Raw genomic sequence first — 17,663 nt, forward strand, 5'->3', positions numbered from 1 at the left:
GAGAATGGGTCACCCCATTGATTCGGAGTGATCGTGATGCCCATTTCTACCGTGGCTGCTTTGCAAATCGGTTCCTTGCCGGGAGGCAAGGCCGAGACCCTGGAACAGATCCTGTCTTACGAGGACGAAATCCTGCGCAGCGGTGCGCAATTGGTGGTGATGCCTGAAGCCTTGCTCGGCGGGTATCCCAAGGGTGAAGGCTTTGGCACACAGCTGGGTTATCGCCTGCCGGAAGGCCGCGAGGCCTTTGCCCGTTATTTTGCCAACGCGATTGATGTGCCGGGGGCGGAGACCGAGGCGTTGGCCGGGTTGTCGGTGCGTACCGGGGCGAGTTTGGTGCTGGGTGTGATCGAGCGCAGTGGCAGCACCCTGTATTGCACGGTGTTGTACATCGAACCGGTGGGCGGGTTGGTGGCCAAGCATCGCAAATTGATGCCTACCGGGACCGAGCGGCTGATTTGGGGCAAGGGCGACGGCTCGACATTGCCGGTGGTTGATACGGCGGTGGGGCGCATTGGTGGCGCGGTGTGCTGGGAGAACATGATGCCGTTGTTGCGCACGGCGATGTACGCCAAGGGCGTGCAGGTGTGGTGTGCGCCGACGGTGGACGAGCGGGAGATGTGGCAGGTGAGCATGCGGCATGTTGCGCATGAGGGGCGGTGTTTTGTGGTGAGTGCGTGTCAGGTGCAGGCGTCGCCCCAGGCGTTGGGCGTGGAGGTGGCGAACTGGCCTGGGGATAGGCCGTTGATTGCCGGTGGCAGCGTGATCGTCGGGCCCATGGGGGACATTCTTGCAGGGCCGTTGCTGGGTGGGGCGGGGTTGCTGGTGGCGCGGATTGATACCGATGATCTGGTGCGGGCGCGGTATGACTATGATGTGGTTGGGCATTATGCCCGGCCTGACATTTTTGAGTTGATCGTGGATGAGCGGGGTAAGCCGGGGGTGCGGTTTATTGCTGACTGAGTACATATCCGTTATTTGGGTAACGGCGGCTTATGGTTTCGCTCTTACAGCGACTCACTTTGGAAAAGCCCCAAAGTAAGCAAAGGGCTCTGCCCCGCCTGTCGGCACCTCGCCTAGGCTCGGTGTTCCCTCACTCCGGCGATGCTCCGCGGGCCGCCGCGATGGGCCATCCTTGGCCCAGCGCGGCTAAACCGGCGTCCTGCCGGTTTACCCGCTCCGCACCACCTGCGTTCGGCCTCGGGCTTATTGGGGCAGTCAGAGCCAGATCAAGATCAAAAGCAAGAGCACAGCGGCCTACAGGCCGGCTTGAGTGGTAGAAGCCAGATCAAAAGCGAAAGCCAAAGCCAAATCTGAAACTGATGCAGCTCTGCTTTTCTGTGGGAGCTGGCTTGCCTGCGATGGCATCACCTCGGTGTGTCTGATGTACCGAGTTGTCTGCATCGCAGGCAAGCCAGCTCCCACATTGGACCGTGCCCGCTGTAGATTTTGATCTTGACCCCCGGTGTCAGGGTAGTTGTCGCGTCCACCGCTTTTTGAACACATTTCGGGGGCGGCAAGAGTATGGTCATGCCTTTCTACTCAGATGAACGTAAAGCCGCACTGCTGAAAATGATGCTTCCGCCCCTGAGCCTTTCAGCAGCGGAGGTCGCTCGCCGCGAAGGTTGCAGCGATATGTCTCTCCATTATTGGCGCAAACAAGCTGCTGCCAGAGGAACGCAATTGTCCGACGCTAAACAACCCGCCGAAAATTGGTCAGCCGAATCCAAACTGACGGTCATCATAGAGACCGGTTCGCTGTCGGAACTGGAGATCGGTGAATATTGCCGAAGAAAAGGTATTTTTCCCGAGCAGATTACCGATTGGCGTAATGCGTTTATCGCCAGTAGCACCCAAAAACCAGCTGCGAAAACGGCGAGTTCAGGGCAGTCACGGGATGATAAAAAAAGGATCCGTGAGCTTGAGCGCGAACTACGCCGCAAGGATGCGGCGCTGGCCGAGACGGCGGCGTTACTGGTGCTGAGAAAAAGCTCAATGCCTACTGGGGAGCGACGACGAGGACAACTGACCTTGTTGCCAGAACGGTATTTACTCGTTGGTTGGCTCAATGAAGCCATCCTGGCGGGCGCCCGCAGGGCGCCTGCTTGTCAGGAGGTAGGCCTTTCACTGAGGACACTGCAACGCTGGAATTTGCCGGAAGAAATCTTGGCGGATGGGCGCACGACGACGCTCAGGCGGATGCCGAACAACGCACTCAGTGAGCTTGAACGGCAAAGTATCGTGACGCTGTGCAACAGCAAAACCTATGCGCATCTGCCGCCGAGCCAAATCGTGCCACAGCTGGCTGACGAGGGGCGTTACATGGCCTCGGAGGCGACATTTTATCGCGTACTGCACGCGGCAGGTCAGCAGCAACATCGCTCGCGTGCCAAGCGGCCGCATCGTCATGAGGCGCCCACGACTTATGCGGCGACCGCCGCCAATCAAGTGTGGTCATGGGACATCACTTACTTGCCGTCACCGGTTCGCGGAAAGTTTTACTACCTCTATCTGATCGAGGATATCTACAGCCGGAAGGCGGTGGGTTGGGAAGTTTACGAAGCAGAAAGCGGTGAAAAAGCAGCCGCGTTGCTGCAACGAAGCGTGACTCAGGAAAAGTGTTGGCTCCAGCCGTTGGTGCTTCACTCGGACAACGGTGCGCCGATGAAATCGTTAACGCTACTAACCAAGATGTACGACTTGGGCATCACGCCGTCTCGCGGTAGACCACGGGTCAGTAACGACAACCCGTACTCGGAATCGTTGTTCAGAACGCTGAAATACTGCCCGCAGTGGCCGCAGGACGGGTTTTCCAGCCTGGATGAGGCGCGTATCTGGGTAAGGAATTTTATGACCTGGTACAACACCGTGCACCGTCATAGTCGGATCCGCTTCGTGACACCCGCTCAACGTCACGAAGGGAAAGACCGGGAAATCTTGGCTCGCCGAGATGCGGTATACAGGCAAGCCAGAGAGAGAAGACCGGAAAGATGGTCAGGTGAGACACGCAACTGGAACCCTATCGGGACGGTGTATCTGAACCCTGAAAGGGAGCTGACAGTGGTAATAAAAGCCGCGTAGTACGACGATGAGCGCGACAACTACCTTGAAAAACGCCGTTGATGTTGCCTTTGCTTCACACCACTCAAGCCGGCCTGTAGGCCGCTGTGCTGTTGATCTGCTTTTGATCTTGATCTTAGGCGCCCCGTTAAACCACGCTGGCCGAACGCAGGTAGTACGGAGCGGGTAAACCGGCAGGACGCCGGTTTAGCCGCGACGGGGCAGGGACGCCCCGTCGCGGCGGCCCGCGGAGTAGTACCGGAGTGAGGGCACACCGAGCATTAGCGAGGTGCCGAGTGGTGGGGCAAGAGCCTTTTGGTTACTTTTGGGCTCCTTTCAAAAGTGACCCGCTGTAAGAGCGGAACCAATCGAAGCCATAACAAAAACAACGGATATACACCCAATACCCGACTCAGAAACCGCGCCCCCCCAGCCATTCCTCACGAGTAATCTCCCAAATATCCTTGGGGAAACGTCCAGCGACAAACCGCCCCTCATCGGTCCTGACCAACCGCATCCCCGTACGCTCGGAAATCCTGCGCGACGCAACGTTCGGCGTCGCCTTGGGCACCCGCATCACGGGCCGCCCCAGTACCTCAAACCAATAATCGGTCACCGCCGCACTGGCCTCGGCCATCAACCCCTGGCCCTGCCATTGCAAGCCCAGCCAAAAGCCCCGGTTGTTGTCCACCTCATCCATCAGGCTGACATTCCCAATCAAAACCTCTGGCGCGGTTTTCAGGCGGATCGACCAATGCCACTCCACACCGCGCGCCATGGCCGGCAGCGCAACGTGTTCCAGATAGCTGCGCGCACCGTCCGCCGGGTATGGCCAGGGCACCTGGGCATTGAGGTAACGCACCACTTCCCAATGGGGAAACTGCTGCTGCACGCCCTCGGCATCCTCCAGCGTCAGCGGCCGCAGAATCAGGCGTTCGGTATACAGCGTGGGTATCGCGTCCATGTGGCGAGGCTCTCCATGATCGTTACCAGGTGGCGGTGTTGGGCAGGTCCAGCGTGCCGCGATCCACGAAGCGCATGGTGCCGAACAGCCCACCCGCCAGTTTCCCGCGCAACACATAAGGCAGGTTATTCAAACTCTGGGTCTGGCTCAAGCCCAGGGTCTGACGCAGCACGGAAAACGCCGAAACACTCACCGGTACCGTCAGCACGGTCTCCGAAAAGCGTGGGATCGAACCACCCTGGTCACTCACCCCCGACGCCAGGGGCCGGCCATTGACCTCCAGGTCCAGGGCCACGCCGCTGTAGTCGATCGCGGTCTCGTTCGGGTTCTGCACCCGCAACTTGACCGCGAACCGCACCTCAAGGTCCTGGCTTTGCAGCGGCTCGATGCCCACCACGTTGATGTTCACCGGGTCGCGGTCGGGGAACAGCGCGCAGGCGCTCAGGCTGAGTAGCAGCAGTGACAGGACCATGAGCTTGCGCATAAAACGGGTTCTCCTATTTCGTGACGTCCGGGTCCTGCATCACCTTGAGGGTGGAGGCTTCCGGATCAAATTCATCTTCTTCCAGTTCTATGAACTCCTCAGGCAGGAAGATGTTCAGCACGATAGCGCAGAACGCACCCACGGTGATCGGCGACTCGAAGATGTTGTGCAGCGCCTTGGGCAGTTCGCGCAGCACTTCCGGCACGGCCGCCACCCCCAGGCCCATCCCCAGGGAGATGGCCACGATCAGCACGTTGCGCCGGTGCAGGCCGGCCTCGGCGAGGATTTTGATCCCGGCCACCGCGACGGTGCCGAACATGATCAGGGTCGCGCCGCCCAGTACCGGCTTGGGCATCAGCTGCAACACCGCGCCAATCATCGGGAACAGCCCCAGCAGTACCAGCAGGCCGGCAATGAAATACGCCACATACCGGCTGGCCACGCCGGTCAACTGGATCACGCCGTTGTTCTGGGCGAAGGTCACCATGGGCAGGCTGTTGAAAGTGGCGGCCATCACCGAGTTGAGGCCGTCAGCCAGCAAGCCGGACTTGATGCGCTTGATGTACAGCGGGCCCTTGACCGGCTGTTGGGAAATCATCGAGTTGGCCGTCAGGTCCCCGGCCGCTTCCAGGGGCGAGATCAGGAAGATCACCGCCACCGGGATAAACGCCACCCAGTCGAACGAGAAACCGTACTTGAACGGCACCGGCACGCTGATCAGTGGCAACTGGGGCAGGGCGGCCAGGTCGACGCGGCCCATCCACCAGGCCACCACAAAGCCCAGGGTCAGGCCGATCACGATCGAACCCAGGCGCAGGAACGGGTTGTTGAAGCGGTTGAGCACCACGATGGTCAGCAATACCAGGGCCGCCAGGCCCATGTTGCCGGCGGCACCCAGGTCGCTGGCGCCATAACCGCCGGCCATGTCGGTGACGGCCACCTTGATCAGCGACAGGCCCATCAAGGTGATGATGGTGCCGGTGACCACCGGGGTGATCAGTTTGCGCAGTTTGCCGATGAACTGGCTGAGCACCACTTCGATAAACGCCGCGAAGAAGCAGATGCCGAAGATCGTCGACAGGATTTCATCAGTGCCGCCACCCCGCGCCTTGACCATGAACCCGGCGCTCAGGATCACGCTGATAAACGAAAAACTGGTGCCTTGCAGGCACAGCAGGCCTGAACCCACCGGGCCGAACGTGCGGGCCTGCACAAAGGTGCCGAGCCCCGACACAAACAGCGCCATGCTCACCAGGTACGGCACTTCGCTTTCAAGGCCCAGCACGCCACCGACGATCAGCGTCGGGGTGATGATGCCGACAAAGCTGGCCAGTACATGTTGCAGGGCGGCAAAGATCGCCGCGCTGAAGTGCGGGCGGTCGTCGAGGCCGTAGATCAGGTCGGATTTATAACGGGGGCGAGGGGTTTGAGTGTCAGACAAAATACGGGCCCGGTAGGAAAAAGGAGGCGCAGGATGCCAGAAAGTGCCAGTTGTCAGAAGTGTGAAAAAATATTTCGAAACATCCCCCATTAAATCCTCAAGCCTGCCGATATCTCTTATAGGCCCACATACCTATTACAACAGTGGTGCCAACCGGTCAGAAAGGCGCGTTGACGCACACTGACCGTGTCGCGGCAGGGATGCTCGCAGCCACTACTTCTGAGAGCACCCCCTATGTCCCTCCGTCAGCTGAATATCGCCCCTCGAGCTTTCCTCGGTTTTGCGTTTATTGCGTTGCTTGTCATCGTCCTGGGGGTGTTTGCGGCCAACCGCATGACCCTGATCCGCCAGGCGTCGGTGGACATGGGCGCGAACCAACTGCCCAGCGTCGGCTATCTGGCCACCATGACCGAAAACGTCCTGCGCCTGCGGATATTGTCGTTTCGCGTCCTGGTGAATCGTGAGCCGGCAGCGCTGGAAGAGGCACAGACCCGTATGGGGGTGCTGGAAGGCAAGGTCAAGACCGCCCAGGCTGCCTACGCCGCGATGCCGGCCGGAGATGAAGAGGCTGCGCTGTACAAGACGTTCGCCCTCACGCTCGATAATTACCTCAAGGCTCAGGCTGAGATGGTGAGCTTCTCGCGGCAGAACAAAGTGGAAGAGATGCGCGCCTTGATCAACAGCCGCATCAAGGACGGTACCGACCAAATGGGCGAGCAGCTGAATAAGCTGATCGCCATCAATGCCGCAGATGCCAAGCAGGCCGGTGACGAGGCCGGGAAAAGTTATCAGGACGCCATCACCGGGATCATCGCTGTCTCGGTGATCGCAGCTTTGATGACCGTGTTGCTGGCATGGCTGCTGACCCGCAGCATCGTGACCCCGTTGCGCAAAGCCCTGGAAGTTGCCGAAACCATCGCTGGCGGTAACCTGAGCACAGTGATCGAGGACGACGGCAAGGACGAGCCCGCCCGCCTGATCGGAGCCTTGGCCGGGATGCAAGGCAACCTGCGCCAGACCATCCAGCACATCGCCGGCTCCGCCACGCAACTGGCCTCTGCAGCGGAAGAACTCAGCGCCGTCACCGAAGAAGCGTCCAAAGGCTTGCAACAACAGAACAACGAAATCGACCAGGCCGCCACGGCAGTGAATGAGATGACCGCCGCAGTGGAAGAAGTGGCGCGCAATGCGGTGTCCACCTCCGAGGCGTCCAGCCAGTCCAACCAGGCCGCACGGGAAGGGCGCGACCGGGTGGTGGAAACCGTGGGTGCGATTCAGACCATGACCCAGGACGTGCAAAACACAGCTGTACTGATTGAAGGCCTGGCCACTCAGGGCCGTGATATTGGCAAGGTGCTGGACGTGATTCGCGCAATTGCCGAACAGACCAACCTGCTGGCCCTCAACGCGGCGATTGAAGCGGCGCGTGCCGGTGAAGCCGGTCGTGGTTTCGCGGTGGTGGCGGACGAAGTACGGGCCCTGGCCCATCGCACTGCGCAGTCGACCCAGGAAATCGAAAAAATGGTCGCCGGCATCCAGAGCGGCACCGGTGAAGCCGTGCAGTCCATGCAGCAGAGCAACCAGCGCACTCAAAGCACCCTGGAAATGGCGCGGGCTGCCGGTGTGGCGCTGGAGCAGATCACCCAGTCCATCAGCCTGATCAACGAACGCAACCTGGTGATCGCCAGTGCCTCGGAAGAGCAGGCCCAGGTGTCCCGCGAGGTTGACCGCAACCTGGTGAACATCCGCGACCTGGCGACCCAGTCGGCAGCGGGTGCCAACCAGACCAGCGCCGCCAGTCACGAACTGTCGCGCCTGGCAGTGGATTTGAACGGGATGGTGGCGCGGTTCGTCATCTGACCTGAAATGCGATCAAAAATGTGGGAGCTGGCTTGCTGTGGTGAGCGGGCTTGCCCCGCGCTGGGCTGCGAAGCAGCCCCATCAATCTGGAGTGAAGCCCCCTCACCACAGCAAGCCCTCTCCCACATTGGTCCTGCGGCGTTTTCAGTCAGTGTTTCCAGGCGGCCGGGTTCACCAGGTTTTTCGGCTTTTCCCCCGCCAGCGCCGCCAGCAGATTGTCCACCGCACACCGCGCCATCGCTTCCCGCGTCTCGTGGGTGGCCGAACCGATATGCGGCGTGGCCACCACGTTGTTCAGGCGCAGCAACGGCGAGTCATGCTGCAGCGGTTCGCGTACGAACACATCCAGCCCCGCCGCGCGAATCGTGCGTTGTTGCAGCGCCTCGATCAGTGCCGCCTCGTCCACCACCTTGCCCCGGGAGATGTTGATAAAGATCGTCTCCGGGCCCATCAGGGCGAACTCTTTGGCGCCAATCAAACCTTCGGTTTCTGCGGTCAACGGCAACGTCAGGCAGACGAAGTCGGCTTGCTGGAGCAGGTCTGGCAGGCTGCGGTATTCGGCGCCGAAACGCTGTTCCACCGCAGGCTTTGGCGAGTGGCTGTGGTAGATCACCGGCATGCCAAAACCGAAGTGCCCGCGCTGGGCCAACGCTTCGCCAATGCGACCCATGCCGATAATGCCCAGGGTCTTGCCGTGCACGTCGCTGCCAAAATGCAGCGGGCCGATGTTCTGGTTCCAGTTGCCGGCGCGCACCATATTGGCCAACTCCACTACCCGGCGAGCGGTTGCCAGGATCAGCGCAAAGCCGGTATCGGCAGTGGTTTCGGTAAGCACGTCGGGGGTGTTGCTGAGCAGGATGCCACGCTCGGTCAGGTAGTCGATATCGTAGTTGTCGACACCGACCGACACGCTGGCCACGGCCTCAAGGTTCGGCGCCAGATCCAGCAGTTTGGCATCCAGGCGCAGGCTGGCACCGAGCAAGCCTTGGGCGGTCGGCAAGGCCTCCCGCAGTGTTGCCAGGCCGTTGTCATCCAGTGATTCGATCAGCGTGACCTCGGCCTGCTCATGCAGGCGGGCCATCAGGGGCGCAGAGAGTTTTTTGTAGAGCACGACAGACTTTTTCATCAGGTCTTTACCTTCAATTCAAGGGAATGCAGCGGGGCGCGTTCGCGGTCACTGGCGCCGGGCTTGAGAAAGATCGTCAACACCACCGACACCAGCAGCGCACCACTCATCAGCAGGTACGACGCGCCGGGCGAACCGGTGCTGCTATTGAGGTAACCCACCAGGTAGGAGCCGCCGAATGAACCGAGGGCGCCCATGCTGTTGATCAATGCCATGGCGCCGCCGGCGACGTTGGCCGGGAGGATCTCCGGGACGATCGCAAAAAACGGCCCGTATGGCGCATACATGCACGCTCCGGCGATCACCAGCAGGGTGTACGACCACCAGAAATGTTCGGCGCCGAGCACGTAGGACGCATAAAACGCGATGGAAGCGATCAGCAACGGTGGCCACACAAAGCGCTTACGTTTTTGCAGTTTGTCCGAACCCCAGGACACCACCAGCATGCCGATCACCGCCGCAAGATACGGCAGCGCCGACAGCCAGCCGGCCTCGACCATGTCCATCTTCAAGCCCGCCTTGAGGATCGACGGCAGCCACAGCACGAAGCCGTATACGCCAATGCTCCAGCAGAAAAACTGCAGCGCCAGGATGATCACCTTGGGCGAGCGGAAGGCTTCGGCGTAGTTCTTCACCGCCTTGATGCCCACCTGTTCTTCGGCGAGGGCGGTTTCCAGGTCTTTTTTGTGCTGGGCGCTCAGCCACTTGGCGTCGGCGGGTTTTTCGTCCGCCAGCTTCCACCAGATAAACGCCCACAGCACGGCCGGCAAGCCCTCGATGATGAACATCCAGCGCCAGCTGAAATGCTGCACCAGATAGCCCGACACCACCGACATCCACATCATGGTCACCGGGTTGCCGAGGATCAGGAAGGTGTTGGCCCGGGAGCGTTCCGCGCGGGTGAACCAGTGGCACAGGTACACCAGCATCGCCGGCATTACCGCGGCTTCGACCACCCCGAGCATGAAGCGGATCACGATCAGCATGTAGGCGTTGGAGACCATGCCGGTCAACGTGGCCAGGCCGCCCCAGAGAATCAGGCTGACGAAAATCAGTTTTTTAACGCTGCGCTTTTGCGCGTAGATCGCGCCCGGCACCTGGAAGAAGAAGTAGCCGAGGAAGAACAGCGCGCCGAGCAATGACGACATGCCGGGGGTGATCATCAGGTCTTCGGCCATCCCGGAGGCGGCGGCAAAGCCATAGTTGGCGCGGTCCAGGTACGCCAGGCTGTAGGTGATAAACACGATGGGCATGATGTACCACCAACGGCGGGTGGCGAGTTTCAACGGTTCCATAAAGTTGCTCCTGAGCTTGTTGTAGTTGTGGCAACAGGTAACGGGGTGATGCTGATTAGCCGGCTTTCTGGGTGTGGGGCAGATCGGTCCTGAACGGCAAGCCTTCCATGTCGCCACGGCTCTGCACCGCGCGGCTGCCGATCCAGTTGCCGCGCTGCACGGCCTCGACAAAACTGAGGTTTTCCAACAGCGCGCTGATCATGCCGACCGCAAACCCATCGCCGGCGCCTACGGTGTCGACCACCTTGGCCACCGGCAGGGCGGCGACGAAACCCTGGTCCAGCTGCGTACGGTAATACGCGCCATGGGGGCCGAGCTTGATGGCCACGGCTTCCACGCCCTGGTCCAGGTAAAACGCGGCGATGTCGGCCGGGTCTTCAAAACCGGTGAGCAAGCGGCCTTCGCTCAGGCCCGGCAACACCCAGTCCGCCAGGCAGGCGAGGGCGTTGATTTCGCGGATCATGCGTTGCTCATTGGCCCACAGGGACGGGCGCAGGTTCGGGTCGAAGGACACGCTGCGGCCAGCCTCGCGCATTTGCGTCATCAACTGGCGCGACAGCTCGCGGGTGGCGTCCGACAGCGCCGGCGGAATGCCGGTGGCGTGCAAGTGCCGGGCTTGCAACAGCTCGGGCTTGATCGCCTCCACCGACAAATGGCTGGCCGCCGAGCCACGGCGGAAGTATTCCACCTGCGGGTCATCGCCGGCTTCTTCACGGGACTTGAGCTGGAAACCGGTGGGGTGCAGCGGGTCCACCGCCACATGCCGACAGTCCAGGCCTTCGTTCTGCAGGGTGTCCACCACAAAACGCCCGAGGGAATCGGCGCCTACGCGGCTCAGCCACGCCACGTTGAAACCCAGGCGCGACAGGCCGATGGCGACGTTGCTGTCGGCCCCGGCAATACGCTTGTGAAACTGCGCAACCTGGGCCAGGTCGCCGGTCTGCTCGGCGACAAACATCGCCATGGTTTCGCCAAACGACAGAATATCGATCTCAGACATGTGCGTTCTCCACGCGGGGCTGGCCAAGGACGGCGAGGGCGGCGACTTGTTGCGCAGTGACCTGCACCAGGTCATCACCTTGCAGCGGAAATTCCACGGCCCGGGTAATACCTTGAGTCATGTGCTTCAGCAGTTGTTCCCACAGATGCAGGTCGGCGGCGCCCGGCGGCAGCGCCACCAGCTTGCCGTCGGCGCGTCGGGCCACGGCTTTGCAGTGCAGGTAATCCACATGCCGGCCCAACAGGCGTGCGGCGGTGGTCGCGGATTGGTCCTGCCATTGCCAGTTGCCGATATCGAAGGTCATTTTTACCGGTACTGCCAGGCGTTCGACTTCGTTGAAAAACCGCTGCATCGGCTCGATGCGCCCGCCGTGCAGGGTCTGATCGTTTTCCACCAGCAGCTTCACCGGATGGCGGTTGAGCAGGGCGCTCAAACTGTCCAGGTCGTTGGTGTCGGTGAAATAACCCAGGGAGACTTTCAGCCAGCGGGCGCCGAACGCCTGGGCGCGGTCGAGGGTGGCGGCGAGTTCGGCGTTGGGTTGGGAGCGGCCGGCAACCCAGAGTTCCAGGGGGGATGAAAACACGCATTCCAGGCCGTGATCCGCCGCGGCTTGGGCCAGTTCAGCGGGCTGTTCGGTGGTCAGCAGCTCTTCACGCCATTCGATGCGCCGGGCACCGGCAGCGGCCAGCAGCTCGACAAAACTCAGCTGGCCCTGTTGGCGCACGAGGTCGGCACCGTAGCTGGAAAGACTGATGGAAACGGGGTACTTGTGCATTGTTGTTTACCTCTGAAACCGGTTTCATTTTTATACGCAAAATAAATATGTGGGAGCTGGCTTGCCTGCGATGGCGGCGTGTCGGTCGACTACTGCTTCGCCTGAGAAACCGTCATCGCAGGCAAGCCAGCTCCCACAAGGGATTGGGTCGAGCCTCGGATAATCAATTGCGGCAGAAAATCCAGGGTGCGTGTCGGCGCTGTGTCCCCGCGCAACCGCTTGAGCAAACAGTCAAACGCACTGGCGCCGATAGCTTCGGTGGGCTGGGCGAGGGCCGTGATGCCGCTGCCCACCAACGGGTACCAGTCCAGGTCATCCAGGGCGATCAGCCCGACATCTTCAAACAGGTTGCAGCCCAGTTCTTTCAGCGCACGGGTGCACGCCAGTGCGGCGATGCCGTTGGCGCAAAACAGGGCTTTGGGGCCAGCTTGAGGCGTGGCGAGGAAGGCTTGCAGGCGGGTACTCAGGTGGCTGTCGATCTCCAGCACGGCGCCGCTTAACGCACTGCGTTGGCTGATTTCGGCGTTGAAACTGTCCAGGCGTTCCAGCCGTGAGCTGGTGCCATCGGGCGCTTCGCTGACCAATAACAGGTCGCGGTAACCTTGCTGTTCGAGGTGCTCCACGGCCATGCGCACCGCCACCGGGTTATCCAGCCCCACCAGGTCGCTGTGCAGTGGCTCGACCTTGCGGTCTACCAGCACCAGGGGCATTTCCCGTTGCAGTTCCAGCAACTGGTCAAGGTGATGGCCCAGGGTATTCACGATCAACCCTTCGATGTTGTAGGCGCGCAGGGCGGCCAGGTGCTGGCTTTCCTGTTCGTCATCGCGGTCGGTGTTGCACACCACCAGGCTGTAGCCGTGCTGGCGGCAGGCGGTTTCCACGCCATGCATCACGGCAATCGAATAGGGGTTGCGGATGTCGGCCACCAGCATGCCGATCAGGCGGGTGCGGCCACGTTTCAACCCACGGGCCATCTGGTTGGGGCGGTAGCCGAGTTCGTCGATGGCCTGCTCGATGCGCAGAGCAATGGCGTCGGAGAGCAGGGCGCGGTCGTCGCCGATAAAACGCGACACGCTGGCCTTGGACACGCCGGCACGCTCGGCCACATCAAGCATGGTCACACGGCTGCGCTGGGCGGCGGAAAATGAAGTCACGATGATGGGCCTTTCTTATTGGAGGTGTGAAACCGGTTTCAGAAGACACCAAGTCAGGCCATGCGTCAAGGTTGGCGTCCAGAATTGCTCGTCTGTCTGACGAAAATAAAACGACGAGCGGCGGGAGGTACCTGTTAGTTCTGACAGTATCCGGGCCCCTGAATCCGGCGTTTAATCGAATCCAGCTCGGCAACCGACAATGTGTTAATAGGAGCAGGCCATCATGCCCACTTCCGCCAAAGGTTCATCAGCCAACGTTTCTTCCGTGCCCCGGGACGATCAGGTCCTGGTCCTGGACCCATTTGACGAAATTGTGGGTGTTCCCGATTCGGACCCTGTCGGTTTGATTCCCCGGCCGTTTCTGGAGCGACCTTTGGAATGCCGTGTGCCAAGATGGTTGCCCGGGCCTACGATGTTTAGAAGCAACACCGTCCAGCTCATCTGGAAAATCTCCGGATTTGAAGCGGTGGCGGATTTCAAGGAGTTTGATCAAACGGAGTTTAATGCGACGCCGTTTCCGTATTCACTGTACGTGCCAACACTCTTCATGATCAGCGACTCGGTGGTGGAGGTCTTCTACCGGATCAAGGAAGCAGGTAGCCCTGATCAGAATTCGCCATCAAGAATCCTCACGGTGGACAGAACCCCGCCCACCTTTATTTCGCCCGATGATCATTTGGAGTTCGTCGATCCTGCTATCGCGGCGGGCGGCATTACCGAGGCCGTATTGGCTGCCAATGAATTTATCGAAATCCGGATTCCTCCCTACAACGATCGCGCGGCAGAGGATAGCGTTGCTTTTTACATGTCGCCGTTGAATCCCCCGGTTCCCCAGATTCCGGTTTACACCCAGGTGCTTGTGTCGATTTCCGATCCATTGATTCTGAGGGTACATCGCGACTTTTTCCGTGCGTTGCCCAATGGTCCGATCTTTATGACCTATCGGTTGTTCGATCGCACGGGTAACTTCAGTGGCTTGAGTGCCCCGACCCAGTTCCGGGTCAGCCTGGTCGGTTTGCCCAGTAATCTGCCGCCACCGCAGATCAGGCCACCGGCCTACAATGATCCTCTGCTCAATCGTGACGATGCCCGCGCAGGGATCGCAGTGCAAATCCCCAGTCAATACACAGACTTCATGCCCGGCGACGAGGTGCTGGTGATCTGGGCGGGGCGCCAGGTATTGCCTGCGGTGCCTGTCACGCGCTTTCCCTTCGATGTGGACATTCCCTGGAGTATTTTGCGCATACCAGGTCCGCTGGCTCGTGAGGAGGTTCCGGTCCACTACGAGATACGTCGGCCACTGCTACCTCCCGTTCCATCGCCGACGGCATTTTTCTGGACCGACTTCACCATTGCCGGCCAGGATCACGCCAATGCCCCCTTGTTGCTCAATGACACGCTAGCCCGGCTGCAAGTCTTTGGTAACGGTTCAGGGCTGACCAATGAGCTGGACATCCGCGACCGGGCCGCCGGTGCAAATGCATGGGTGCGACTCTTTGCAGACCCGCAACCCGGGCAGGTGCTCGAGCTTTACTGGAACGGTACCGGGCCGATTGCCCGGTATGTGGTTCAGCTTGGGGATTCGATCAATCGGTTGGTCCGGTTTGTTCCAGATGTATCGGGGGCCATTATTGTTGCTCAAGGCAATCACCCGACACTCCCGGTTTTTTACACCACCAGTAACGGTGTCAATGAACAGGTTGCCCCGAATACCCCGGTCAATGTGCATGTCGACCCTGTTGCACAAATGCCAGCACCGAGAATCGGTCATACGTTGCACGGCGCCGCTCAATTCATGACGTGTGAATCGCGCCCTGCCATCTGCCATGGTGTGCTGTGGGTCATCAGCCCTGATCCGCTGATGCGGGTCAACGACGAACTCGTTTTTGAGTGGCAAGGGTTTCGTACTACCAGCCTGGAAGATCCGATCGGGGGGACTGAGTTTGAAGACCGGTTGTTCCTGACGACCGACCACCTGCGTGACGGCGTGGTGATCACGGTGTTGCCTTGGGATACCAGGATTGCGCCCATGGTCAGGTATTGCTCGGCCAGCGGCCGCTATTACTTGCTTAGAGGGGGGGCCGTGGTGGGTGAATCGTTGACAGGGCTGGTCAGAATCGATCGGGTTACGCCAGGCGGCACGGTGTGTTTTCCCGGCGATACAGGCTTCTGTGACGGCAGCGACGAATAGTCATTCCTGTAACGAAAAGGATTGGCTGTGGGTTGGGAGTTCATAGGCTCGGTGTGTATTTTGTTTAATCAAAAGAGGAAATAGTACGCTGTTTGAAGTTGCTCACGTGCTGTATTTGTCATGTGAATTGTTGACTTTTCGTGCACTTATTACTGTGCGCGTGCGACGCGCTGTGCGTGCTTGGTGGTTTACCGAAGTTTGCGAGAATGTCCAGTTAGTTTAACTAAACTAGAGCGAGTAGATTAAAATGAAAAAGACAGGTTCGTTCGTGGAAAGTAAAGAAAGTGAGGAAAACGCCACTGTCCTTTCTGTTCCCATCACGCTTCTACCCGCAGTACCTGCGGGGTTGGTTAATCCGGCCCTGTATCCCGGGTTGCTTACCCGTGCCGCCGTTGACAGGAACCTTGAACTGCAGGTGCCATCATGGGTTCCAGTACCATCGGTGTTATTGCCTGCTGACGTTGATGAGTACGTGGATGATGTTGGGAACTTCGAATCCGGGTATATCAGAAATACAAGGGTTTTTGACGCAACTCCGTTTGTCGGTGTGGTTCCTGTCGCACTGTTGACACAGGGCACCCATACTTATAGTTATAAAGTGACCACCACTGGCGGCACCAATATCGCAGGTTCCGCTGCTGTTACATTTATTGTCGACCGGCTTGCACCTTATGACACGGCCGGGATTGCTCCTTTCCCCTTGACCACTCCGGCGGGTTGGCCTGGTGCACTGACGGAAGCTTTCCTTGCCGCCAGTGGCGATGAAGTGGAGTTTCCTATTCCGGATTATGACGCCTATGGCGCAGCGCCAGGCGATACTTGGGAGTTGAGCCTCAGCCTCAATGGGCCTGTTGTCGCAACGGGTGATGTATTTCCTGACCTTGCCGTGAAAGTCACTCGGGCATTGGCACAGGCGCACGAGGGTTTGTCCACCCTGTATTACAAATTTCGGGATGCGTCTGGCAACATCAGCCGACTATCGCTCGGGTTGCCGATTACCATTGCCCTGCGACCTGCCCCGGTTTTGGCCTCACCTGGCATTGTGGATGCGTTGACCCTCACCGGTGCAGGTGATCGTTTGATTGATCTGCCCGACACTGCCAAATCCTCCGGCATGTTTGTAATCATTCCGTCTTATGACGCAGACCGCGCTCAGGACAATTTTTATGTGCGGTTGACTACGCTGGTGGGCACTCAGGAAATTGGCCCGCTTGCCTTGAACGGCCATCCTCTGCCATTCAATTTTCATGTGGGTTTTGCCACGCTCCTGGCCTTGTATGGCGCCAGCACCGGGGCGATTGCATTGGAAGTAGGGTATTCGGTTGACCGCGGGGGCGTCCGGCATCCAGTCCCGGTGCCGAGCACCATCAGCCTGGATCTGGACAAGGCCGGTCCCGTGAACCCCGACGCCCCCGATTTGGTCAACCCGAGGCTGCCGCGGCCGGAACTGACTGGCGCGACATCGGGTTTAAACAATCAACTGGATGCCTCTGATGCCCTGCAGGATGCACCTGTCATCGTGACGCTGTGGTCGGATCCACCACTGCCGGATACAAAACCGTTCGATATCGTGTTGTTTTACGGTGGGGAGGAAGTAGACCGCGTGACGGTGAATCATCTCACGGCGAACCCTGGCGATGATATCGACATGAACGTGGCATGGCCATTCATTGCAAAGCACTCCAATGGTCGCATTCCGCTGCATTACGAGCTTGCCACTCCGGGTACCAATAATCGCGATGTCTCGCCCACCCAGCCGATTACGGTCGCTGCCAACGTCATTTCTTTCAACGCCCCAAGCATTGTCAATTCGGTAACGATCGCACCAGGGATTACGCTGATTGGTTGCACGGCGATGCCTGCGCCCACCTACATTGCACAAATCCGCGTACCGCCTCACCCGTTGATGACGGCGGGCATGATTATCCGCGTGAACTGGAACGCCTACAGTGATAACGCCGGCACCAGTCACTTGCCGGCTGTTTCCACGGTGTTCACTTATGGCCCCCTCACGGCAACCGAGACCGTCTCCGGTTTTAACGTACCGGTCGCACCGTATGACACGCGGGTCAAGCCAATCAATGCGGCCAACCCTTCGGAGGGGGCGGTAAGGATTACCTATTCGGTACCTGTTCCGGGGCCTTCTCCTGTTGATTCGGCGGAAGCTTATGTGATCGTCAATGCGGTTGTGGCTGGCCCAGCCTACTGCGACGGTTCTCCTTGGCCTTAGGGAAACCTTAGGTCTTCATGTCGGAAGAGGAGGGGCGATGCTTCTCCTCTTCTTCAGCATCCTACGTTTCATACTTTTTATTC

At 59.6% G+C, this 17,663-nt stretch carries 13 protein-coding genes; 5 read left to right on the forward strand and 8 right to left on the reverse strand.

Annotation, left to right across the window (positions count from 1 at the left end; translation table 11 throughout):
• The first annotated feature begins 36 nt into the window (after positions 1 to 36).
• Both HKK54_RS24880 and HKK54_RS24885 read left to right on the forward strand, forming a co-directional pair.
• Complete coding sequence (locus tag HKK54_RS24880) at positions 37 to 963, forward strand: carbon-nitrogen hydrolase family protein (protein ID WP_169388154.1); 927 nt, start codon at positions 37 to 39, stop codon at positions 961 to 963.
• 567 nt (positions 964 to 1,530) lie between these two features.
• Positions 1,531 to 3,081: an IS3 family transposase gene (locus HKK54_RS24885; protein WP_169385884.1), complete on the forward strand. Its 1,551-nt coding sequence runs from the start codon at positions 1,531 to 1,533 to the stop codon at positions 3,079 to 3,081.
• A 391-nt stretch (positions 3,082 to 3,472) separates the two neighbouring features.
• Here HKK54_RS24885 and HKK54_RS24890 read toward each other — a convergent pair whose 3' ends face one another.
• Genes HKK54_RS24890 through HKK54_RS24900 form a run of 3 tightly spaced genes read right to left on the reverse strand, consistent with a single transcriptional unit; the run spans position 3,473 to position 5,949 of the window.
• Positions 3,473 to 4,024, reverse strand: a complete 552-nt coding sequence (locus HKK54_RS24890; protein WP_169388155.1) for a GNAT family N-acetyltransferase — start codon at positions 4,022 to 4,024, stop codon at positions 3,473 to 3,475.
• Between the two features lie 22 nt (positions 4,025 to 4,046).
• Positions 4,047 to 4,508 (reverse strand): LEA type 2 family protein, encoded by a 462-nt coding sequence (locus tag HKK54_RS24895; protein ID WP_010165547.1) that lies wholly within the window; start codon positions 4,506 to 4,508, stop codon positions 4,047 to 4,049.
• 13 nt (positions 4,509 to 4,521) lie between these two features.
• Positions 4,522 to 5,949, reverse strand: coding sequence for a nucleobase:cation symporter-2 family protein (locus tag HKK54_RS24900; RefSeq protein ID WP_169388156.1), 1,428 nt, complete (start codon positions 5,947 to 5,949; stop codon positions 4,522 to 4,524).
• Between the two features lie 234 nt (positions 5,950 to 6,183).
• Here HKK54_RS24900 and HKK54_RS24905 point away from each other — a divergent pair, with 234 nt between their 5' ends.
• A complete protein-coding gene (locus tag HKK54_RS24905) occupies positions 6,184 to 7,809 on the forward strand; it encodes a methyl-accepting chemotaxis protein (protein WP_010165551.1) in 1,626 nt (541 codons plus the stop codon).
• A gap of 148 nt (positions 7,810 to 7,957) precedes the next feature.
• Here HKK54_RS24905 and HKK54_RS24910 read toward each other — a convergent pair whose 3' ends face one another.
• From HKK54_RS24910 to HKK54_RS24930, 5 genes are all read right to left on the reverse strand, one after another.
• On the reverse strand, positions 7,958 to 8,935 hold the full coding sequence (locus HKK54_RS24910) for a 2-hydroxyacid dehydrogenase (RefSeq protein WP_169388157.1): 978 nt from the start codon (positions 8,933 to 8,935) through the stop codon (positions 7,958 to 7,960).
• Positions 8,935 to 10,230, reverse strand: a complete 1,296-nt coding sequence (locus HKK54_RS24915) for an MFS transporter (protein ID WP_010165554.1) — start codon at positions 10,228 to 10,230, stop codon at positions 8,935 to 8,937. The genes HKK54_RS24910 and HKK54_RS24915 overlap by 1 nt, the downstream gene beginning before the upstream one ends.
• A gap of 55 nt (positions 10,231 to 10,285) precedes the next feature.
• A complete protein-coding gene (locus HKK54_RS24920; protein WP_169388158.1) occupies positions 10,286 to 11,230 on the reverse strand; it encodes a sugar kinase in 945 nt (314 codons plus the stop codon).
• Entirely contained in the window at positions 11,223 to 12,005 is a 783-nt protein-coding gene (locus HKK54_RS24925) for a sugar phosphate isomerase/epimerase family protein (RefSeq protein WP_169388159.1), read from the reverse strand. The genes HKK54_RS24920 and HKK54_RS24925 overlap by 8 nt, the downstream gene beginning before the upstream one ends.
• An 89-nt stretch (positions 12,006 to 12,094) precedes the next feature.
• A complete protein-coding gene (locus HKK54_RS24930; protein ID WP_169388160.1) occupies positions 12,095 to 13,159 on the reverse strand; it encodes a LacI family DNA-binding transcriptional regulator in 1,065 nt (354 codons plus the stop codon).
• Between the two features lie 223 nt (positions 13,160 to 13,382).
• Here HKK54_RS24930 and HKK54_RS24935 point away from each other — a divergent pair, with 223 nt between their 5' ends.
• Positions 13,383 to 15,350, forward strand: a complete 1,968-nt coding sequence (locus HKK54_RS24935) for a hypothetical protein (RefSeq protein ID WP_169388161.1) — start codon at positions 13,383 to 13,385, stop codon at positions 15,348 to 15,350.
• A 247-nt stretch (positions 15,351 to 15,597) separates the two neighbouring features.
• A complete protein-coding gene (locus tag HKK54_RS24940) occupies positions 15,598 to 17,580 on the forward strand; it encodes a hypothetical protein (protein WP_169388162.1) in 1,983 nt (660 codons plus the stop codon).
• Positions 17,581 to 17,663: the final 83 nt, after the last annotated feature.

Origin of the sequence: Pseudomonas sp. ADAK13, assembly GCF_012935715.1 — a bacterium.
Taxonomy (GTDB): Bacteria; Pseudomonadota; Gammaproteobacteria; order Pseudomonadales; family Pseudomonadaceae; genus Aquipseudomonas.